Origin of the sequence: Sphaerisporangium sp. NPDC005288 (genome assembly GCF_040607475.1) — a bacterium.
Lineage (GTDB): Bacteria > Actinomycetota > Actinomycetes > Streptosporangiales > Streptosporangiaceae > Sphaerisporangium > Sphaerisporangium rhizosphaerae.
In genome coordinates this window covers 63,661-84,075 of sequence record NZ_JBEXGT010000045.1, presented here as the reverse complement: position 1 = coordinate 84,075, position 20,415 = coordinate 63,661, and the positions used below count along the sequence as shown (strand labels likewise).

Here is a 20,415-nt window from a genome sequence, read left to right as displayed (position 1 = left end):
GTGCGGTCGGGCCGGGCCGGCGCGGGGGCCACACGGGCGCCGCGCGCCGCGCGCATGGGGCGTTCACCGACGGCGGTCGCCGTGCCGCCGTCGGTCTGCATTGTCTCCTTGTCGATGCTCATTCCGGCTCCCGGATCCTCTCTGCCGCCCGCAACCTGGCCGAGGCGGCGCGCGGGTTGCGCGCCACCTCCTCCTCGTCTGGGAGCTCGGCTCCCCTCGTCACCAGACGGAACCGCGGCTGGTGGGCCGGCAGCGGGACGGGCAGCCCCGGAGGGCTGGTGTCCCTGGTTCGCGCCGTGAGGACCTGCTTGCACAGCCGGTCCTCCAGTGAGTGGTAGGAGAGCACGACCACGCGCCCTCCGACCTTCAGTGCGTCGAGTGCCGCGGGGAGCGCTCCTTCGAGAGCGGACAACTCCCCGTTCACCTCGATGCGTAACGCCTGGAACGTTCTTTTAGCGGGGTTTCCGCCGGTACGGCGGGTGGCGGCGGGGATCGCCTCGCGGACGATCTCCGCCAGTCGCTTGGTCGAGGTGATCGGCTCGGCCTCCCGCTCGCGGACGATGAACCGCGCGACGCGGGCGGCGAAACGCTCTTCGCCGTAGTCGCGGAGGATGCGCGTCAACTCCCCCTCGGAGTAGGTGTTGACCACGCCGTCGGCGGTGAGCGCCTGCTCGGGGTCCATGCGCATGTCCAGCGGGGCGTCATAGGAGTAGGCGAACCCGCGGCCGGCCTCGTCGAGCTGCGGGGAGGACACCCCGAGGTCGAACAGAGCGCCGTCGACGCGGGGATGGCCGGCGCGCGCAAGCACCTCGGGAAGCTCGTCGGAGACGGCCCGCACCAGGGTGGTGCGCGCGGCGTACGGCGCGAGGCGCGCGGTGGAGCGCTCGATGGCGGTCGGATCGCGGTCGATGCCGATCAGGTGCAAACCCGGGTGCGCGGCGAGCAGCGCCTCGGCGTGCCCGCCCAGCCCGAGGTTGGCGTCCACCACCACGGGGCTCGGACCTTCGAGCGCCGGCGCGAGCAGTTCGAGGACGCGCTGAAGCATCACCGGGACGTGACCGCCCGGCTCGGCGTGATCGTGGACATGCATGGTCTAACCCCCTTTTGCCGCCTCGGTCGTGTCCATGGCCCCCGGACACGTCCTGCTCGCGGATTCGCGGCCTTGCTTTTCGGTCACCTCGCCGGAGGGCCACGCCCCCGCGCCACTGAACGGCTCGCCCGGCCAGGTCCCCATCCGCGTCCCCTCTTCGCGCCCCGCCACCTGACACCGGGGAAGGTGCATCAGCTGGCGGCGGCGCTGCGGTGACCGGGAACCTTCCCGGCACCATGGGAGCGGGTGGAGACCTCGCCGAACGACGTTTTCACCGACGAGTCGACCTAGTGTCAAAGAACTCCTGGCAGCACCTCCTCCGACAGCTCGGAGAACGCCTGCTCTTGGTCGGCCAGATAGGTGTCCCAGGCCGTCGCGTCCCAGATCTCCAGCCGGGTGTTGGCCCCGATGACCACACAGTCTCGGCGGAGGCCCGCGTACTCGCGCAGGCTCTGGGGAATGGTGATCCGCCCCTGTTTGTCGGGCGTCTCGTCGGAAGCACTGGCGAAGAAGACACGACTGTAATCGCGGACGGCCTTGGCTGTCACGGGCGCGGTACGCAGCGCCTCGGTGATGCGCTGGAACTCCTCTACGGGAAAGACGTAGAGGCACCGCTCCTGGCCCTTGGTGATCACAAGACCCTCCGCCAGCTCCTCACGGTACTTCGCCGGCAGGAACAGTCGTCCTTTCTCGTCCAGACGCGGTTGATGGGTGCCGAGGAACACCGGCCCCACCTCCCGTGCCACGTGGAAAGACTGGTCGCTACTACCCCAGCCCCTCCACTGCGCACCACCATACTCCACTTCTCCCCACCGTCAACTGATCCAGACCGCGCCGCGCCGATATACGCCCAGCGTTTGCGCAGGTCAGCAGCGGTGGAGCGAAGTGGAGCGCCTCACGTCGCCGCACACGCCCCGGGCGTGTCGCACCGCCTTCTTGACACCACTCGAACCGGCCCGCGCCCGCATCCTTTCCGGGCCGGGGAGGACGGGGCCGCGGTGCGCACGGCGGCGGGGAAAGGCGGAGCGCCCGACATCGGCGGCGCGGGTGGGGAAAAGTGGTGCCGCCGGCACCCGTTGCCGGTGGAGGAAAGTGGAGCGCCCCCGGCGAGGCGGGTGGGGAATAGAGGAGCGCCCCAGGCGAGGCGGGTCGGCGGGAAGCGCGGCTGCCGGCCGGCCGCCGCGCGGGGCGGGGAAAGCGGAGGCCCCGGACGCGGCGCAGTGTCACGGGATTCGCACATCGGCGGCACCTGAACGCGACCGCGGAGAAGAACACTAGGGCTGTTCATCCCGAATATGACGGATAGTCGCCCTGGAACGCACGGCACCGTAGTGTCGGTACGCACAATGGAAAAGGAAAGCAAAGCCCCCCGCGAAACGATCCACGCGTGGGGCTGCCACACCCTCATGGAGGCCCGGTGGGAATAACCCACGATGTCGGACAGGAGCTGGAAGGTCTGGTCGCCACGGCGCACCGGATCCGTGAGGCGATCGAATCGGTCATCGAGGGCAAGGACGACGTCGTCCGGCTCACCCTCACGGTGCTCCTCGCCGAAGGGCACCTGCTCATCGAGGACGTGCCGGGCGTCGGCAAGACCATGCTGGCCAAGGCGCTGGCCCGCTCGATCGCCTGCCCCGTGCGCCGCGTCCAGTTCACCCCCGACCTGCTTCCCAGCGACATCACGGGCGTCAGCGCCTTCAACCAGCAGTCCCGCGAGTTCGAGTTCAAGCCCGGCCCGGTCTTCGCCAACATCGTCGTCGGCGACGAGATCAACCGCGCCTCCCCCAAGACCCAGTCGGCGCTGCTGGAATGCATGGAGGAGCACCAGGTCACCGTCGACGGCGTCACCTACCACCTCGAGGCGCCGTTCATGGTCATCGCGACCCAGAACCCGATCGAGATGGAGGGCACCTACCCCCTCCCCGAGGCGCAGCGCGACCGCTTCACCGCCCGCATCGCGATGGGCTACCCCGAGGCCGCCGCCGAGCTGAAGATGCTCGACTCCCACGGCGCCTCCTCGCCGCTGGACAAGCTGGAGCCGGTCGCCACGACCGCGGAGGTGCAGGCCCTCATCGACGCCGTGCGCGCCGTCTACGTCTCCCAGCCGGTCAAGAAGTACGCCATCGACCTGGTGTCCGCCACCCGCCAGTCCCCCGACCTGCGGCTCGGCGCCTCGCCGCGCGCGACCCTCCACCTGGTGCGCGCCGCCCGCGCCCACGCCGCGCTCGCCGGGCGCGACTACGTCATCCCCGACGACCTGCAGGAGCTGGCCGTCCCGGTGCTGGCCCACCGCCTGCTCCCGAGCCTGGAGGCCCAGGGCCGGCGCCGCCGTCCCGAGCACGTCCTGGCCGAGCTGGTCCACCGCGTCCCGGTGCCGGACAGCCGGGAGAGGGGGTACGGCGGGGAGGGGCCGGAACGGTGATGGCGGGGCTCCGGGCGCTCACCTCGCGCGGCCGCTCGTTCCTGGCCTCGGGCGCCGCGGCCCTGCTGTGCGCCTTCTTCCTCGGCGAGCACGACCTGCTGCGGGTGAGCGTGCTCATCATCGCGTTGCCGCTGATCGCCGCCCTGGTCGTGGCCCGCACCCGCTACCGCCTGAGCTGCGCGCGGCGGCTGGACCCCGCGAGGGTCGAGGTCGGCTCCGACAGCACGGTCACCGTGCGGCTGGAGAACGTCACGCGGCTGCCCACGGGGCTGCTGCTGATCGAGGACACCGTCCCCTACGCCGTCGGCACCCGTCCCCGGTTCGTCCTCGACCGGGTGGAATCGCAGGGCGTCCGGGAGATCGACTACAAGGTCCGCTCCGACCTTCGGGGCCGGTTTCCCGTCGGGCCCCTGTCGGTGCGCATCGCCGACCCGTTCGGCCTGGTCGAGCTGACCCGCGCGTTCACGGCCACCGACACGCTGATGGTCATCCCCGAGGTCGTGCCGCTCCCCCACGTGCGCCTGTCGGGCGAGCTGACCGGTGGCGGCGACAGCCGCAGCACCAGCGTGGCGGCGGCCGGCGACGACGACATCGGCCCGCGCGAGTACCGCCAGGGCGACGACCTGCGCCGGGTGCACTGGCGCTCGACCGCGCGGTACGGCGAGCTGATGGTCCGCCGCGAGGAGCAGCAGTGGCAGAGCCGGGGCGCGCTGCTGCTGGACACCCGCAGGCACGCCCACCGCGGCGAGGGCCCGCGCTCGTCCTTCGAGGTGGGCGTCTCGGCCGCCGCCTCGATCGGGATGCAGCTGGCCCGTGAGGGCCTCGGCCTGCGGCTGGTCACCGACCAGGGCGCCCAGCACCTGCCCGACTCCGTGGGCGGCCACGCCTTGCTGGACGCGCTCGCCGTCGTGCGGCAGAGCACCGCCCGCTCGCTGGAGTCCGGCGTCACCGCGCTGCGCCAGGGCGGCGGTGACGGCCTCATCGTCGCCGTCCTCGGCGACCTGGACGCCGAGGAGGCCCAGGCGCTCGCCCGGCTGCGCACCGGCGGCGTCACCGGCGTCGCGGTCATGCTCGACGTGCGCGGCTGGCAGCAGACCCCCGCCCACCATCCGCAGGTGGACGAGTCGTTCGAGACGGCGCGGGCCGTGCTGGCCGGGTCGGGCTGGCGCGTCGTGCGGCTGCCCGCGGGCACCTCCCTGGCGGCCGTCTGGCAGGAGGCCGGCCAGAGCGGCCGGTACGCCGGCCCGCCGGAACCGATGACGGCAGGAGACGCCGCATGAGACTTCCGATCGCGGCGGGCCTGGCCACGGCCGCGGCATCCCTCACCCTCTACCCGCTGTTCCGCGGGGGCACCTGGTTCTGGGCGGGCATGGGCGCGATCATCGTGATCGTCGCCGCCTCCGTGCTCACCGCGCGCCACACCACGCCGCGATGGCTCGGCCCCCCGGCCGAGCTTCTCGTGCTCGGGGTCTACCTCACGGTGGTGTTCACCCGCGACGACAACTGGGCCTGGATCCTCCCCACCAAGGACTCCGCCCTCTCCCTGGCCGGGCTGCTCGGGCAGGGGCTGTCGGACATCCAGCACTACGCGGCGCCCGTGCCCGACCAACCGCCGATCGCGCTGCTCGCGGTGGGCGGCATCGGCCTGATCGCCGTGCTGGTCGACCTGACGGCCGTGCGACTGCGCCGGGCGGCGCTGGCCGGGCTGCCGCTGCTGGCCCTGTTCACCGTCCCGGCGGCGGTGCTGACCGACCCGATCGGCTGGCCGGCGTTCATCATCGGCGCCCTCGGGTACGTGGGGTTGCTCACCGCCGACGGGCGCGAGCGCCTCAGTCACTGGGGTCGCGCCGTCCTGGTGCGCCGCTCGCGCGGCACCGGCGCCCGCGCGCAGGTGGACACCGCCCCGCTGTCGGTGACCGGCAAGCGCATCGGCTTCGCGGCGATCGCCCTGGCCATCCTGCTGCCCGCGCTGCTGCCGACGCTGGAGCCGAGCCCGCTGTTCGGCTTCGGCGTGGGGTCGGGCGACGGCAGGGGCGGCAACACGATCACCATCCCCAACCCGATCGCCAGCCTGCGCGGCCAGCTCACCCAGCCGGCGAACGCCACGGTGCTGACCTACAGCAACAACGACAACGTCCCGCGCTACCTGCGCATGTACGCCCTGGACACCTTCGACGGCGCGCAGTGGACGATGTCGCAGCCCAAGGGGCGGCCCGAGGACCGCGTCTCGGAGGGGCCGATGCCCCCGCCGCCCGGCCTGTCGACGCTGGTCCCGCTCAAGCCGTTCAGCACCCGGATCACCGTCAGCGACGACGTGGAGGGGCTCAGCTTCCTGCCCCTGCCCTACCCGTCCTCCACGGTGCGGGTCGACGGCGACTGGCGCGCCGACCAGAGCAGCCTGATGGTGTTCTCCACGCGCGACACGGCCGGCGGGCAGACCTACAGCGTCACCGGGCAGGAGCCGCAGCCACCCGCCGAGGAGCTGCGGGCGATGCTCCCCGCCTCCGATCCCGAGATCCTGACGCGCTACCTCGCCCTCCCCCCGGACCTGCCGCGGCAGATCCGCGCGCTGGCCCACGAGCGGGTCTCCGACACCGACACGCCCTACGAGATGGCGGTCAAGCTGCAGTCGTGGTTCACCGGCGGCGACTTCGTCTACAGCCTGGCCACCCAGGGCAACGGCAACGACGCGCTGGCCGACTTCCTGCGCAACCGCGCCGGCTACTGCGAGCAGTTCGCCGCGGCCATGGCCGTGATGGCCCGCGTCCTCGGCATCCCCGCGCGCGTCGGCATCGGCTACACCGGCGGCAGCTTCATCGGCGGGACCTGGCAGGTGCGCACCCACGACCTGCACGCCTGGCCCGAGCTGTACTTCCAGGGGGCCGGCTGGCTGCGGTTCGAGCCCACCCCCTCCGGCGGCCTCGGACAGGCCACCGCCCGCGTCCCCGACTACAGCCGCCCGCCGGTCGACGCCGCCGCCCCCGGGGACGTCCCGAGCGCCGGCCCGAGCGACGGGACCGAGACCAGTGACCCGGCCGGCGCGCTCGGGGCCCGCGGGCGCACCCCCCGCGACCCCGACACCGGCCTGCCGGTGGACCCGGTGGCCGTGGACCCCGGTGTGCCCCTGGCCGGCAAGATCGGCATCGGCGTGGGCATCCTGCTGCTCATCGGGCTCATCCCGGCCGCCGCGCGGACGGTGGTGCGCCGCCGGCGCCGGCGCGCCTGGGCGAGGGCCGGCGTCGGCGGGCTCGCCTTGGACGCCACCTCGCCGGAGGTACCGGCGGGCACCGCACCGCCGGAGAGGCGGGCGGGCATGGCCGGACCGTCAGAGGTGCGGACGCAGGGGCGGGTCCCGGCGCCGGCGGCCCACCTGGGCGAGGCCGTGCACGGGTCCTGGCAGGAGCTGATCGACACGCTTTACGACCTCGGACTGGGCCACGAGGCGAGCGAGAGCCCGCGCGCCCTGGCGCGCAGGGTCGCCGAGCAGTGCGGGCTGGACCAGGACGCCGCCGCCTCGGTCACGGCCATCGCCGCGGCCGAGGAGCGCATTCGGTACGCGCGGACGCCGGGGCCGGTGCGCCCGCTGGACGGCGATCTGCGGCGCGTGCGGGACGCCCTGCGCGCCGGGGTCACGCGCGGGCGGCGGCTGCGGGCCACGCTGCTGCCGCCCTCCACGCTGCGCCGGCTCAGGCACGCCGGGGAGAAGGTGCTCGACGGGTTCGACCGGCTGGAGACGCTGCGCCTGTGGCCGCGCCGCCGCGACGTCGCCGAGCCCACCGGCGCCGACCTCGTGGAGGAGCGGGTGCTGACCGGCTCCCGCCGCTGACCCGACCCCCGTCACCGAAGGCCCGCAGGCGACCTGCGGGCCTTCACGCCGCACCTTCCACGTAGGGGCCTTCGCGGTCGTGCGCGCGCGGATGCGGGGATTCTCCGAGGGAAGATCTTCCCCGGTGATGACACGCGGGTGCGGAGTCGCGGTGGGTAGAGGGGATGGTCACCGTGCGTGCGGAGATTCGGGCGGGTGAGAAGTCGCCGTCGGGTCGCCGGAGTGGGAGGAGCGTGCAGGGCCGCCGGGGGCGGGCCGTCGCCGTGGGATCACGGGGGCCCGCCGCGGCGGATCAGCGTTCTTCGCCCCTGCGGCGCCAGCGCTCTTCCATGCGCTCCATGAAACTCGGCTTCGCGCCCCGCCGGCGGTCCGGCTTTCCGGTGGCGCCCGGCCTCGTCTCACCGCCGAACCCGTTCATGCGTTTCCAGCACGACAGGCCCCACATGCATGCGGCGAGCATGACCACAAAGCCGACGACACTGAGCGGGATCAGGTCGGGTGCCACGACGCCGACCATCAACAGGACGACACCGAGGACGAAGCCGATGGCGGCTTTGACCAGGCGGCGCTTGTAGTGGTTGCGCGGATCACTGATCCGAACGGTATTGGCCCACTTCGGGTCCTCGGCATAAAGGGCCTGCTCGATCTGGTCGAGCAAGCGCTGCTCGTGCTCAGAGAGCGGCACGGCGCCTCCCAAGGACGGCCCCTAGTCGGGGAAGACGGCAACGGGCACCACAGGGTGTCCGGACCTCGCGGTCGGTTATCCCCAGAATACGAGGCTGTAGACGTAGGCGAAAGAAAACGTCCAACGTAGACCAAACCGGAGGTGACGTCATAGATCCATTCCATCGAACCGAGGGCGAACGAGCGAAGCCGGGCGGACCGCCTCGGGGCCGAACCTCCGCGTGGCGCGGTCCATCGCCATTTCGGCCTCCCGCCAGCCCGTTTCCCGTTCTCCGAGACCGAGCTGATGCGTCGCGGTGCCCGCGGGACGGAGGTTCTCGACCCGCACGCCGACCAGACGGAGCCGTACGCGCTCCAGACCGGCGGCCCGGTAGAGCGCACAGGCAGTGGCATATATCTCTTTCGCCACATCGGTCGCCTCACGGAGCGTGCGCGAGCGGGTGATCGTCGTGAAGTCGGAGCGGCGGAGCTTGACGCTCACCGTGCGGCCGACGTGGCCGCCCGCGCGCAGCCGGGCGGCGACCCGCTCGGACAGCCGCAGCAGCTCGCGCTGGATGGCCTCGGGGTCGTCCACGTCGTGGGAGAAGGTCTCTTCGGCGCCGATGCTCTTGTCGGGGGCGTGCGGGGTGACCCTGCGCTCGTCGCGCCCCCAGGCGAGGGCCGCCAGATGGGTCCCGACGGCCCCGAACTCGCGCTGGAGGGTCGATGCGGGCACGTGGGCCAGATCGCCCACGGTCTTGATGCCGAGGCGCACCAGGGCCTGCTCGGTGCGCTCGCCGACGCCCCACAGGGCGGCGACCGGCAGCGGGTGGAGGAACTCCACGACCCCGTCGGCGGGGATGACCAGCAGGCCATCGGGCTTGCAGTGCCGGGAGGCGAGCTTGGCGACGAATTTGCTGCTCGCGACGCCGACCGAGCAGGTGATGCCGTGACGCTCGGCGACCTGGGCGCGGATGAGCGCGGCGATCTCGGCGGGCGGCCCGAGCCGGCGCACGGCACCGCGCACGTCGAGGAACGCCTCGTCGGAGGCGATCGGCTCGACCTCGGGCGTGATGGTGTGGAAGATCTCCATCACGCCCTTGGAGACCTCGGAGTACTTGCCGTGGCTGGGCGGGATGATCACGGCCTGCGGGCACAGGCGGCGGGCGCGGGTCATCGGCATCGCCGAGTGCACCCCGAACCGCCGCGCCTCGTAGGTGGCGCTGAGCACGACCCCCCGGGCGCCCGCGGCGCCGATGATCACGGGGGTGCCCTTCAGCTCGGGGCGTTCGAGCAGTTCGACGCTGGCGAAGAAGGCGTCCATGTCGACGTGCAGGATCGGGCAGCCGGTGTCGTCGGCCAGCGGGGCCCGGCCCGGGCCCTGGTGGTGCGGCCCCGGCTCGGACCGCAGAACCTGCTTGCGCGACACGAGGTCATCCTATCCGAACGGGCGTTCCATCCGGCGGGCGCGCCGGCGAGAGAGGCCCCTCATCGGTGCCCGAGGAAGTGGAGCTGGGTGGCGATGTCGCGCAGCACCGGGTGGGCGGCGGCGGCCTGTTCGAGCGCGATCAGCGCCCGCGCGGCCCCCGGCTCGCCGTCCAGCAGCCGGCCCGGCACCAGGTCGGCGAAGACGCGCACGCCCCTGGCCTCACCGGGGGTGAACCCGGCCGCCGCCAGCAGGCCGGCGAGCGCCTCGCCGCTGAAACGCCGTGGCGTCGGGTCGTGCTCACCCCACCGGCCGGCCGGATCGGCCAGAGCCTGCCGGGCCTCGTCGAAATGGCCCGACAGGGAGCGGTGGATCGCCGTGGCGACCGGGTTGGCCGCAAGGACGCTGACCACCCCGCCGGGCCTGAGCACGGCGGCGACGGCCTCCAGGGCGCTCGCGGGGTCCTCGACGTACTCCAGCACGCTGTGGCACAGCACCAGGTCGGCGCAGCCCGGCTCGAGCAGCTCGCGCAGGTCGGAGGCGTCGCCCTGGATGCCCTTGACGCTCACCCCCGCCTCGGCCGCCCGGCGTTCGAGGGCGGCCAGCGAGTCGGGGCTGGGGTCGACCACCGTGACGGCGTGGCCCCGCACGGCGAGCGGCACGGCGAACCCGCCCGTGCCGCCGCCGGCGTCGACGATGTCGAGCCGTTCGCGCCCGGTGGCGCCGACCCGGCCGGCCAGCGCGGCCAGCAGCGCGTCCCACACCACGGCGGTGCGCACCGCCGGAGAGGTGGCCGCCTGGCGTGCGGCGCCTTCGGTGCGCAACTTCGGCTCGCCTCCTAAAAGCATGTCGGTCGGCCCCAGCCTACGCCGTGCGGGCCACGGCCCGGCCTCAGAGGGCGAGAGACGGCTTGAGCTGCTTGAAACGGGCGAGCAGGCCGTTGACGAACTGCGGCGACTCGTCGGTGGACAGCTCGGAGGCCAGGTGCACCCACTCGCTGATGACCACCGCCTCGGGAACGTCGGTGACCCACAGCAGCTCGTAGGTGCCGGCCCGCAGCAGGTTGCGGTCGACGGCGGGCATGCGGTCGAGGGTCCAGCCCTCGGAGTAGGTCGAGATCAGCTCGTCGATGCGCGAGCGGTGGCGGCTCACGCCTTCGACCAGCGTCGCGGTGTACTCGTTGACGGGCGGCTCGGCGCGCTCCACCCGTTCGGCGAGCACGCCGACCGGCGGCTCGTCGCGCAGTTCCGCCTCGAAGAGGATGTCAAGGGCGCGCCTGCGAGCCTTTCCCCGAGCCGACACCTCAGGCCCGGCCGAGGTACTCGCCGGTGCGAGTGTCGACCTTGACCTTCTCACCCGTCGTGATGAACAGCGGCACCTTGATCTCGGCGCCGGTCTCGAGCGTGGCGGGCTTGGTGCCGCCGGTCGAGCGGTCGCCCTGCAGCCCGGGCTCGGTCTGGGCGATGAGCAGCTCGACGGCCGCCGGGAGCTCGACGTACAGGACGTTGCCCTCGTTGACGGCCACCGTCGCCAGGGTGTTCTCCAGCAGGTAGTTGGCCGCGTCACCGACGGTCGCCCGCGACACGTTCAGCATGTCGTAGGTCTCGGTGTCCATGAAGACGAAGTCGTCGCCGTCGAGGTAGGAGAACTGCATCTCGCGCTTGTCGACGTTGGCCACCTCGACCTTCACGCCGGCGTTGAAGGTCTTGTCGACGACCTTGCCGGAGAGCACGTTCTTGAGCTTGGTGCGGACGAAGGCGCCGCCCTTGCCGGGCTTGACGTGCTGGAAATCCACCACGCTCCAGAGGTCGCCGCCTTCGAGCTTGAGCACCAGGCCGGTCTTGAGGTCGTTGGTCGTCGCCACTCGTTACTCTCCTGCGTCGTCATGGTCACACTGAGCGCCGTTCCGCCTCACAGGACCAGCAGCTCCTTGGTGGTGCGGGTGAGGAGCTCCGGGCCGCCGGCGCGCGTCACGAGGGTGTCCTCGATGCGGACGCCGCCCCTGCCTGGCAGGTAGACGCCGGGCTCGACGGTGATCGGAACCCGATCGTCAAGTCTACCGGCACCGGCGGGACGCAGGAACGGGTCCTCGTGGATCTCCAGGCCCACGCCGTGCCCGAGACCGTGGCCGAAGTGCGCGGCGTGCCCGGCGGCGTCGATCACCTCGCGCGCGGCGGCGTCCACCTCGGCCGCGGCCGCGCCCGGCGCGAGCGCGTGCCGCCCGGCGCGTTGCGCCGCCCTGACCAGGTCGTACAGCTCTCGCTGCCACCCGGCCACCGGGCCGACGGCGACGGTCCTGGTCATGTCGGCGTGGTAGCCGCCGTACAGGGCGCCGAAGTCGATGGTGACCAGGTCGCCGCGCTCGATGGGGCGCTCGCCGGGGCTGTGGTGGGGGACGGCGCCGTTCGGCCCGCTCGCCACGATGGTGTCGAAGGCGGGTTTGTCGGCTCCGAGCTCCATCATGCGGGCCTCCAGGGCGCGGGCGACCTGCCGTTCGGTCATGCCGGGGGCGATCGCGGCGACCACGTCGGCGAAGGCGCGGTCGGTCAGCTCGCACGCGGTGCGCAGCGCCTGGATCTCCGGCTCGTCCTTCACGACGCGCACGGCCTCCACCAGGCCCTCGACCGGCGGCAGGTCGCCGCCGAGCCGCCGGTAGCGGGCCACGGACATGTCGTGGGCCTCGATGGCCGGCCGGTCGGCCATCGAGGCCAGGGCGCCGGCCACGTCGCGCTCCTGGACGACCTCGACGCCGGGGCAGTCGCGGCGGGCGGTCTCGATGTAGCGGGAGTCGGTCGCGAGGACCGCGGAGGCGTCCGCGCGCACGAGCACGGCGGCGTTCGAGCTGACCAGGCCGGTGAGGTAGCGGACGTTGACGCCGCGGGTGACCAGCAGGGCGGTGACCCCGCGCTCGGCCAGCAGGGCCGCGACCCTGGCCCTCCGCGATTCGTACATGATGGTCATGTCCCGAACTGTACGGTCAGCCGGCCTTCGCCGGGACGTTGCGGGAGGAGCGCAGCGGCAGCTCGCGCAGGTAGATCACCGCGACGAAGCCGATGACGGCCGCCGGGACGCACGCCAGGAACACCGACTGCATGGCGGCGGTGAAGGATTCCACGACGATGTGCTGCAGGGCCGGGGACAGCCGTCTGATGGCGTCGGGGGTGCCGAGACCGAGGTCGGCGCCCGCCGGGACCGGGACGCGGCCGGAGGCCACCATGGCCGTGATCTCGTCCCTGACCCGGGTGGTGAGCAGGGCTCCCAGGGCCGCCACGCCCACCGCTCCGCCGAGGTTGCGGAAGAAGGAGACGCCGGAGGTGGACACGGCCATGTCGCGCGCCTGCGCGGCGTTCTGGGCGGCCAGGACGAGCATCTGCATGCTGAAGCCGAACCCGGTGCCGAGCAGGGCGGTGTCCAGGCCGATGCTCCAGCCGCTGGAGTCGGTGCGCAGCAGCGACAGCAGAGCGCTGCCGGCGCAGATCAGCAGCAGGCCCGCCACCGGGAAGATCTTCCACCGGCCCGTGCGGGTGACCACGCGCCCGGAGGCCACGGCCGATACCAGCAGGCTCAGCACCAGTGGCGTGGTCATGATGCCGGACATGGTGGGGCTCATGCCCTTGACGACCTGGAAGTACTGCGGCAGGTAGGTCATCGCGCCGTACAGGGCGAGGCCGACCAGCAGGGAGGCGCCGCCGGCCAGGACGAAGGTGCGGTCACGGAACAGGCGCGGCGGCAGGATGGGGTCGGCGGCGCGGCGCTCGGCGAGGATCGACAGGGCGACCAGCACCGCCGCGAGGGCGCCCAGGCCGAAGCTCCAGCCGGAGTTCCACGCGAACTCGTCGCCGCCGAACGACAGCAGCAGCATCAGCGCGCTGGCCCCGCCGGTGATGGCGAAGGCGCCCCACCAGTCGACGCGGGCGTCGCGGGGGTCGCGGTCGTGGCGCAGCACCCGCTGGATGACGGCGAAGGCCACCAGGGCGAAGGGGACGCAGATGTAGAAGCACCAGCGCCAGCCGAGCCACGGGGCGTCCACGATGAACCCGCCGAGCAGCGGGCCGCCGACCGTGGAGACGCCGAAGACCGCGCCGATGTAGCCGGAGTAGCGGCCCCGCTCGCGCGGAAGCACCACGTCGCCGAGGATCACCTGGGTCAGCGCCGACAGGCCGCCGGTGCCGATGCCCTGCAGGGCGCGGGCGCTGACGAGCATGCCGACGCTCTGCGACGCGCCCGCCAGCAGGGAGGCGGCGATGAACACCACCAGGGCGAGCTGGAACATGCGCTTGCGCCCGAACAGGTCTGACAGCCTGCCCCACAGCGGCGTGGAGGCGGTCATCGTCAGCAGCGGCGCGCTCGCGACCCAGGCGAGCTCGTCCTGCGCACGGAACTCGCCCACGATGGTGGGCAGCGCGTTGCCGACCAAAGACGTCGAGATCATCGAGGTCATCAGGGCGATGAGCAGCCCGGACATGACCTTGAGGATCTCGCGATGAGTGTAGGTCCGGCGGCCCCCCGACTCGCCATGCGCGTCCGCCCGGGTGTCCCCCTGCACCACCACTACAGGCCCCCAGTTTTCAGCTTTTACCAACTATTTGTATTAGAGACCTGTTTACCTGTCAAACAGCTACAGAGCGTTATATGCAGCCGTGCGCATGTTGAGGCCCGAAGCGAAGGGGACGGCCGCGCGGGCGCCTCCGGCCTGGGACGGGGACCGGACGACGCCGCCGCGACGCGCCGCGAGACAGGTCAGCCCGCCAGCTCCCTGATCTTCTCGATCAGCGCCAGGCGCTCCTTGTGCGACCCCGCGATCGGGTTGACGTTGATGGTGGTGACCCCCGACTCCCGCAGGGCCGCGACGCGGTCGCGGACGAAGCCCTCGGGGCCGACCAGCGACATCTTCTCCAGCAGTTCCATCGGCACCTGGGCCGCGGCCTCGTCCTTCTTGCCTTCGAGGTAGAGGTCCTGGATGCGCTCGGCCTCCCGCTCGTAGCCGTAGCGCCGCGCCAGGTCGTTGTAGAAGTTCTTGCCCTTGGCGCCCATGCCGCCGATGTAGAGCGCCGCCATCGGCCTGCCGAACTCCAGGTAGCCCGAGACGTCGTCGCCGATCGCCAGGGTGGCCTGGGCGATGACGTCCAGCTCCCCCAGTTCGGGGTCGCGTCTGGCCTTGCCCGCCGCCAGGGACGCGCCCCACACGCCGGCGGCCTTCTCGGGGACGTAGAAGATCGGCTCCCAGCCCTCGGCCAGCTCGGCGGTCAGCTCGACGTTCTTCGGGCCGATGGCCGCCACCACGATCGGGATGCGCGGCCGGACCGGGTGGTTGATCAGCTTGAGCGGTTTGCCCAGGCCGGTGCCCTGCCCGGCGGGGAGCGGCAGGGTGTAGTGGCGGCCCTCGTAGGTCAGCCTCTCGCGCCGCCACACCTTGCGGCAGATCTCGATCACCTCGCGTGTGCGGGCCAGCGGCGCGGTGTAGGGCACGCCGTGGAAGCCCTCGATCACCTGCGGGCCCGAGGCGCCGAGGCCGAGCACGAAACGGCCGTCGGAGACGTAGTCCATGCCGGCCGCCGTCATGGCGAGCAGCGTGGGCGTGCGCGAGTAGATGGGCAGGATGCCGGAGGCGATCTGCAGTCGTTCGGTTCTCGCGGCGATGTAGCCCATCTGGCTCACGGCGTCGAAGCTGTAGGCCTCGGCGACGAAGACGATGTCGAGCCCGGCGCTCTCGTAGTCGGCCAGCTCGGCGACGGTCTCCTTGAACCCCCCGGCGTAGTTCAGTGCCATGCCGATGCGCATCCCGGTCCTCCTACTCGTGGGTAACAGAAGGATGTTCCCCTATTTCGACGGCCAAGGCCAACAGCGCCGTGGCCGGAAGCGGCCACGGCACGCCGAGGACCCCAGGGACGTCAGGGCACACCAGAGCGCGAGGGGACGTGACCAACGGACGCCAGGGGACGCCAGGTTGACGCTAGGGGACGCGGCCGACGCCGCCCAGCACCGGCAGGAACCCCCCGCCCAGCGGCAGGGCGTCCGGGGACGGCCGCCACTCGTTGAGCGGGACGACGCCGGGGTCGATGACCTGCAGCCCGTCGAACAGCCGCAGGATGGACGCGCGCGGCCGGGCCTCCAGGATGGCGTTGGCCGCTCCGTAGACCTTGCGACCCTCGGCCATCTCCGAGGGGAACGCGTCGGAGCCGAGATGCGAGATCACGATGTGGCTGCCGCTCGGCAGCGCCCGGGCGTAGGCGGCGACCAGGCCCCAGGGGTCCTCATGGTCGGGGACGAAGTGCAGGCACGACACCATGAGCACGCCGACCGGGCGGTCGAGGGCGAAGGTGGCGGGCAGCGCCGAGAAGATCTCGCCGGGGCGACGCAGGTCGGCCTCCAGGAAGGACACCCGCGGGTTGGTGGCGAGCAGCGCCCTGCCGTGGGTGGCCACGACGGGGTCGTTGTCGACGTAGACGACCTGGGCGTCCGGGGCGGCGGCCAGCGCCACCTCGTGCACGTTGCTCTGGGTGGGCAGGCCGGCGCCGAGGTCGAGGAAGCCGCGCACCCCGACCTCGCGGGCCAGGAACCTGACGGCCCTGCCGAGGAAGTCGCGGTTCTCGCGCACCGCCTCCCGCACCTTCCCCTGCGAGATCTCGATCACCTTCTCGGCGGCGGCGCGGTCGGCGGGGAAGTGGTTCTTGCCGCCGAGGTAGTAGTCGTACATCCGGGCGACGTTCGGGCGGCCCACGTCCAGCTCTTTGGAAGGACGCTGCTCGTCCACCATCACCCGTCTCCTCTCCGCCGATGGCATGATCGTACTGCCCGCGCCGGTGGCCGGGAAAGGCGCAGGTGGCGCCGGGTCAGCCGTCGCGGGCGCCGAGCGCGTCCAGATCACCCGGGGTGTCGACGTCCGCGGGGTCGCCGGCGTCGTCGCAGGGCACCGGCGTCACCAGCTCAGGATGGGCCCGCAGGAACGGCCGGGCGCCGACGTCGCCCTCGGCGAGCGCCCCGACCTCGGCGAAGTGCTCGCGCGCGATCAGCACCGGGTTGCGCGGCGCGCCGCCGTAGGCGGCCACCGCGACCGTCGCGCCGGCCCGGAAGGCGGCGACCAGGCGGCGCACGGCCTCCGGGCGGATCAGCGGCTGGTCGGCCAGGGCCACCACCACCGCCCCGGCCTCGCCGGGCACCGCCGCCAGCCCCGCGCGCAGGGACGATCCCATGCCGGTGGCCCAGTGCGGGTTGTGCACCTCGACCGCGCCGGGGACCCCTGCGGGCGCCGCGCCCAGCACCACCAGCACCGGGTCGCATCCGCCGTCGCGCAGCAGCCGCACGCCGCGGTCGGCGAGCCGCTCCCCTGCGTACTCCACCAGGGCCTTCGGCGCGCCGAAGCGGCTGCCGCCGCCGGCGGCGAGCAGCAGGCCGGCGACCGGGGTCACGGGCGCTCCTCACGGGGACCGGCGGCGCCGGTCTCCCCCTGGTCGGCGCCGTGGATGCGGCCGCTGGTCTCGGTCAGCGCCCGCCCCGAGCCGCCCCAGCGGAGCTGGATCAGCTCGGCGGCGATGGACACCGCCGTCTCCTCCGGGGTGCGGGCGCCGAGGTCCAGGCCGATGGGCGAGCGCAGCCGCGCCAGGTCGGCCTCGGGCACCCCCGACTCGCGCAGCCGTTCCAGGCGGTCCTCGTGGGTGCGGCGCGAGCCCATGGCGCCGACGTAACCGGCGGGGGTGCGCAGCGCGACCTCCAGCAGCGGCACGTCGAACTTGGGATCGTGGGTGAGCACGCAGATGACGGTGCGCTCGTCGACCTGCGCGGTGGACAGGTAGTCGTGCGGCCACTTCACCACGACCTCGTCGGCCTCGGGGAAGCGCTTGGCGGTGGCGAACACCGGGCGGGCGTCGCAGACCACGACGTGGTAGCCGAGGAACTTGCCGAGGCGCGCGACGGCGGCGGCGAAGTCGATCGCGCCGAAGACCAGCATGCGCGGCGGAGGGGCGAAAGAGTGGACGAACACCGCCAGGTCGTCCAGCCGCCGCTCGCCCTCGGGGCCGTACCTGCGCACGCCGGTGAGGCCCTGGGCGAGCATGCCGCGCGCGTCGTCGTCCACGGCGGCGTCCAGCCGGGCGGCCCCGAGCGACCCCGACGCCCGGCCGTCCCAGGCGACCCTGCGCGCGCCGACCCGCCCGGGCCCGGACATGACGGTGGCGACCGCGACCGGCTCGTGCCGCCGCACCGACGCGGCGATCTCGCCCAGCTCGGGGAAGGTCCGGCGCGACACCGGCTCGACGAGGATGTCGATGATCCCTCCGCAGGTGAGCCCGACGGAGAAGGCGTCGTCGTCGCTGACCCCGTACCGCTGCAGCACCGGGCGGCCGGTGGCGGTCACCTCCTGAGCCAGCTCGTACACCGCGCCCTCCACGCAGCCGCCGGACACGCTGCCGACGGCCTCCTCGCCGAGGACGGCCATGGAGGCGCCGGGCGGCCTCGGGGCGCTGCGGAAGGTGCCGACCACCGTCGCCAGGCCGAAGGTCTCTCCGGCCTCCCACCACCGCACGATCTGCGACAGCACGTCACGCATGCGACAGCCTTTCCGCCAGTTCCTCGAACGCCGCCAGGCTATGCCCCGCGACGAACGCCCCGACGTGCGGCAACGCCGCGCGCATGCCGCCGGTCAGCGGCAGGTAGCCCTCCCGGCCCTTGTGCGGGTTGACCCACACCACCCGGCGGGCGAGCCGCGACAGCCGCGCCATCTGGGCGCCGAGCAGCGAGGGGTCGCCCCGCTCCCAGCCGTCGGAGGCGATGACCACGACCGCGCCCCGGGCGCAGGACCACCGGTCGAGGAACTCCTTGAGCTCCTCGCCCAGGCGCGTGCCGCCGCTCCAGTCGGGGATCGCCTCGGACACGCGCAGCATCGCGGCGCCGGCGTCGCGCCGGCGCAGTTCGCCGGTGACCCGCGTGAGCCGGGTGCCGACGCTGAAGACCTCGGTGGCGCGCGGCTCGCACCGCACCAGCGCGTGGGCGAAGCGCAGCAGCGTGTCGGCGTAGGGGGCCATCGACCCGCTGACGTCGACCAGCAGGACGACGCGCCGGGGAGTCGTGCGCGGCGCGCGGCGGCGCAGGCGGGCGATCTCCCCGCCCCTGCGCAGGGTCTCACGCATCGTGCGGCGCGGGTCCAGGATGCCGCGGGCGGCCGGGGTGAACCGCCGGGAGCGGCGCTGCTCGCGGCGGGCGCGCAGCAGGGCGAGCAGGCGGTTGATCTCCTCGCGCTCGGCGGCGGTCAGGCGGGCGACGTCGCGGCGTCTGAGCACCTCGGTGGGGCTGGCCGTCGCCGCGAGGGCCTCCTGGTCGCCGGGCTCGCGCGTCCCGGCGCCGTCCGCGGCGGCGACGTGCCGGACGACGGTGACCGCCGGCGGGGCCGCGCGGCCGGCGCGGGCGCGGTCGCCGCCGAAGTAGGCGGCGAAGCACCGGTCGTAGCGGGGCAGGTCGTCGGGGCCGGCGCACAGGGTCAGGCGGCCGGCCCAGTAGACGCTCCCCGGGTCTCCGGCGCCGAGATGGCCCGCGGCGCGCAGGAACGCCTGGGTGCGCTCGTGGTCGGCGGGGACGCCGGCCGCCCGCAGCGTGCGGGCGAACCCCGTCATGGTCGCCGTCATGGTCGCCGTCATGCTCGCGGTCATGGTCGCGGCGACCCCCTCGCCCGGCCGCGCTCCGGCGGCGGTGCGGCGGGAGCCGCCCTCACGCATGGCGCAGCAGGCCGTTCGCCAGGGCGGCCTGCTGGTCCTCGCGGTACTTCAGCACCGCGCCCAGCGTCGCGGCGGCGAGCCCCGGGTCCAGGTCGCGGGCGCCGAGGGTGAGCAGGGCCTGCGTCCAGTCGAGGGTCTCGGCGACGCCCGGCGGCTTGAGCAGGCCGGCGCCGCGCAGCCGCCCCGCCGCGGCGGCCACCTGGCCGGCGAGGGTCTCGGTGCAGTCGGGCAGCCGCCGGAGCAGGATGGCGACCTCCCGGTCGAAGGACGGGTGCTCCAGCCAGTGGTACAGGCACCGGCGCTTGAGCGCGTCGTGCACGTCGCGGGTGCGGTTGGAGGTGACGACCACGACGGGCGGCGTCTCGGCCCTGACCGTGCCGAGCTCGGGGATGGAGATGGTGAAGTCGGACAGCACCTCCAGCAGGAACGCCTCGAACTCGTCGTCGGCCCGGTCGACCTCGTCGACCAGGAGCACGCTGGGCCGGGTCTCCAGCGCCCGCAGCAGCGGGCGGGCGATCAGGAAGCGCCGGTCGTACAGCTCGCCCTCCAGCCGGGCGGCCTCGCCCGCGCCGGTCGCGCCGGTGGCCTCGGCGGCCTTCAGGTGCAGGAGCTGGCGGGCGAAGTCCCAGTCGTAGAGCGCCTGGGCGGCGTCGAGGCCCTCGTAGCACTGCAGGCGGATCAGCGGCGCGCCGAGCACGGCGGCGAGGGTCTTGGCCAGCTCGGTCTTGCCGACGCCGGCCTCCCCTTCCAGGAACAGGGGGCGGCCCATTCTCAGCGCGAGGAAGCACGCGGTCGCGAGCCCCTCGTCGGCGAGGTAGGCCCGCTCGCCGAGCAGGCCGGCCAGCATGGCGGGGCTCTCGATCTCGCGGGCCCGCGATGTCTCTTGCCGCACCCCCTCACATTACGCGCCACCCGGGGCCCTCGCCCCTGCCCGGACAGGCCCGTCCGGCGCATTACCCATTGACTTGGTAGGATTAGGGGGCAACTATGAGGGGGCGCCCCCACGCGACGACCCTGCGAGGTCCTCCCATGTCCTCCCCCGCACTGGACGCCCAGACGGGCGCGGACCGGCCGCCCCCTGGTGACCACCCACCGGCCGCCCCGTGATCACCCGGGACACCTCCGAGGAGGCGTGGGCCGAGGCCGGCCGTCTGCTGTCGCGCATCGACCCCGCCGACATCGCGGCCGCGCAGCGCACTCTGGCCCGCAGCGAGTCGGTCGGGCAGAAGCGCATGCTGGCGCTGCACGAGGGCCACCGGCAGGCGAGGACGACGCGGCCGT

The 20,415-nt window shown here is 73.2% G+C and carries 18 protein-coding genes and 1 pseudogene; 4 read left to right on the top strand and 15 right to left on the bottom strand.

All coding sequences use genetic code 11. The features are described from left to right. Positions 1-118: 118 nt before the first annotated feature. Both rsmH and mraZ read right to left on the bottom strand, forming a co-directional pair. Positions 119-1,090: a 16S rRNA (cytosine(1402)-N(4))-methyltransferase RsmH gene (gene rsmH / locus ABZU32_RS33010; RefSeq protein WP_354928423.1), complete on the bottom strand. Its 972-nt coding sequence runs from the start codon at positions 1,088-1,090 to the stop codon at positions 119-121. A gap of 293 nt (positions 1,091-1,383) precedes the next feature. Further along, positions 1,384-1,815 (bottom strand): division/cell wall cluster transcriptional repressor MraZ, encoded by a 432-nt coding sequence (mraZ, locus tag ABZU32_RS33005; RefSeq protein ID WP_248965511.1) that lies wholly within the window; start codon positions 1,813-1,815, stop codon positions 1,384-1,386. Positions 1,816-2,507: 692 nt separating this feature from the next. Between mraZ and ABZU32_RS33000 the strand changes: the two genes are divergently transcribed. From ABZU32_RS33000 to ABZU32_RS32990, 3 genes are read left to right on the top strand one after another with little or no spacing between them, the layout of a single operon-like run. Further along, positions 2,508-3,512: a MoxR family ATPase gene (locus tag ABZU32_RS33000; protein ID WP_354928420.1), complete on the top strand. Its 1,005-nt coding sequence runs from the start codon at positions 2,508-2,510 to the stop codon at positions 3,510-3,512. Further along, positions 3,512-4,792 (top strand): DUF58 domain-containing protein, encoded by a 1,281-nt coding sequence (locus tag ABZU32_RS32995; protein WP_354928417.1) that lies wholly within the window; start codon positions 3,512-3,514, stop codon positions 4,790-4,792. The genes ABZU32_RS33000 and ABZU32_RS32995 overlap by 1 nt, the downstream gene beginning before the upstream one ends. Further along, positions 4,789-7,338: a DUF3488 and transglutaminase-like domain-containing protein gene (locus ABZU32_RS32990; protein WP_354928414.1), complete on the top strand. Its 2,550-nt coding sequence runs from the start codon at positions 4,789-4,791 to the stop codon at positions 7,336-7,338. The genes ABZU32_RS32995 and ABZU32_RS32990 overlap by 4 nt, the downstream gene beginning before the upstream one ends. Positions 7,339-7,630: 292 nt before the next feature. Here the strand turns inward: ABZU32_RS32990 and ABZU32_RS32985 are convergent, their stop codons facing one another. The 13 genes from ABZU32_RS32985 to ABZU32_RS32925 all read right to left on the bottom strand — a co-directional run bounded on the left by ABZU32_RS32985 (position 7,631) and on the right by ABZU32_RS32925 (position 19,981). Then, positions 7,631-8,023, bottom strand: a complete 393-nt coding sequence (locus tag ABZU32_RS32985; protein ID WP_354850260.1) for a DUF3040 domain-containing protein — start codon at positions 8,021-8,023, stop codon at positions 7,631-7,633. 147 nt (positions 8,024-8,170) lie between these two features. Beyond that, positions 8,171-9,364 (bottom strand): DNA polymerase IV, encoded by a 1,194-nt coding sequence (gene dinB / locus ABZU32_RS32980; RefSeq protein WP_354928444.1) that lies wholly within the window; start codon positions 9,362-9,364, stop codon positions 8,171-8,173. 125 nt (positions 9,365-9,489) lie between these two features. After that, positions 9,490-10,251: a methyltransferase domain-containing protein gene (locus ABZU32_RS32975; RefSeq protein ID WP_354928411.1), complete on the bottom strand. Its 762-nt coding sequence runs from the start codon at positions 10,249-10,251 to the stop codon at positions 9,490-9,492. A 67-nt stretch (positions 10,252-10,318) separates the two neighbouring features. Then, positions 10,319-10,729: a transcription antitermination factor NusB gene (nusB, locus tag ABZU32_RS32970; RefSeq protein ID WP_354850255.1), complete on the bottom strand. Its 411-nt coding sequence runs from the start codon at positions 10,727-10,729 to the stop codon at positions 10,319-10,321. Between the two features lies 1 nt (position 10,730). Further along, on the bottom strand, positions 10,731-11,291 hold the full coding sequence (gene efp, locus ABZU32_RS32965; RefSeq protein WP_354850252.1) for an elongation factor P: 561 nt from the start codon (positions 11,289-11,291) through the stop codon (positions 10,731-10,733). Positions 11,292-11,338: 47 nt separating this feature from the next. Next, a complete protein-coding gene (locus ABZU32_RS32960) occupies positions 11,339-12,388 on the bottom strand; it encodes a Xaa-Pro peptidase family protein (protein WP_354850249.1) in 1,050 nt (349 codons plus the stop codon). A gap of 16 nt (positions 12,389-12,404) precedes the next feature. Further along, the gene (locus ABZU32_RS32955; RefSeq protein ID WP_354928441.1) at positions 12,405-13,973 is read right to left on the bottom strand and encodes an MDR family MFS transporter; all 1,569 of its coding nucleotides are present in this window, start codon (positions 13,971-13,973) and stop codon (positions 12,405-12,407) included. A gap of 194 nt (positions 13,974-14,167) precedes the next feature. Further along, entirely contained in the window at positions 14,168-15,208 is a 1,041-nt protein-coding gene (locus ABZU32_RS32950) for an LLM class F420-dependent oxidoreductase (protein ID WP_354850247.1), read from the bottom strand. 172 nt (positions 15,209-15,380) lie between these two features. Beyond that, positions 15,381-16,184 (bottom strand): SAM-dependent methyltransferase, encoded by an 804-nt coding sequence (locus ABZU32_RS32945; protein ID WP_354928408.1) that lies wholly within the window; start codon positions 16,182-16,184, stop codon positions 15,381-15,383. 76 nt (positions 16,185-16,260) lie between these two features. Then, positions 16,261-16,836 (bottom strand): nucleotidyltransferase family protein, encoded by a 576-nt coding sequence (locus ABZU32_RS32940; protein ID WP_354928405.1) that lies wholly within the window; start codon positions 16,834-16,836, stop codon positions 16,261-16,263. Further along, positions 16,833-17,972: an XdhC/CoxI family protein gene (locus tag ABZU32_RS32935; RefSeq protein ID WP_354928403.1), complete on the bottom strand. Its 1,140-nt coding sequence runs from the start codon at positions 17,970-17,972 to the stop codon at positions 16,833-16,835. The genes ABZU32_RS32940 and ABZU32_RS32935 overlap by 4 nt, the downstream gene beginning before the upstream one ends. After that, positions 17,965-19,134: a VWA domain-containing protein gene (locus ABZU32_RS32930; RefSeq protein WP_354928400.1), complete on the bottom strand. Its 1,170-nt coding sequence runs from the start codon at positions 19,132-19,134 to the stop codon at positions 17,965-17,967. Before ABZU32_RS32930 ends, ABZU32_RS32935 begins: the two co-directional genes overlap by 8 nt. After that, positions 19,127-19,981 (bottom strand): MoxR family ATPase, encoded by an 855-nt coding sequence (locus ABZU32_RS32925; RefSeq protein WP_354928438.1) that lies wholly within the window; start codon positions 19,979-19,981, stop codon positions 19,127-19,129. Before ABZU32_RS32925 ends, ABZU32_RS32930 begins: the two co-directional genes overlap by 8 nt. 256 nt (positions 19,982-20,237) lie before the next feature. On the opposite strand from ABZU32_RS32925, the pseudogene ABZU32_RS32920 reads away from it, so the two are divergent. Beyond that, a pseudogene (locus tag ABZU32_RS32920) lies at positions 20,238-20,387 on the top strand (alkanesulfonate monooxygenase); the annotation flags it as partial. Between the last annotated feature and the right edge of the window lie 28 nt (positions 20,388-20,415).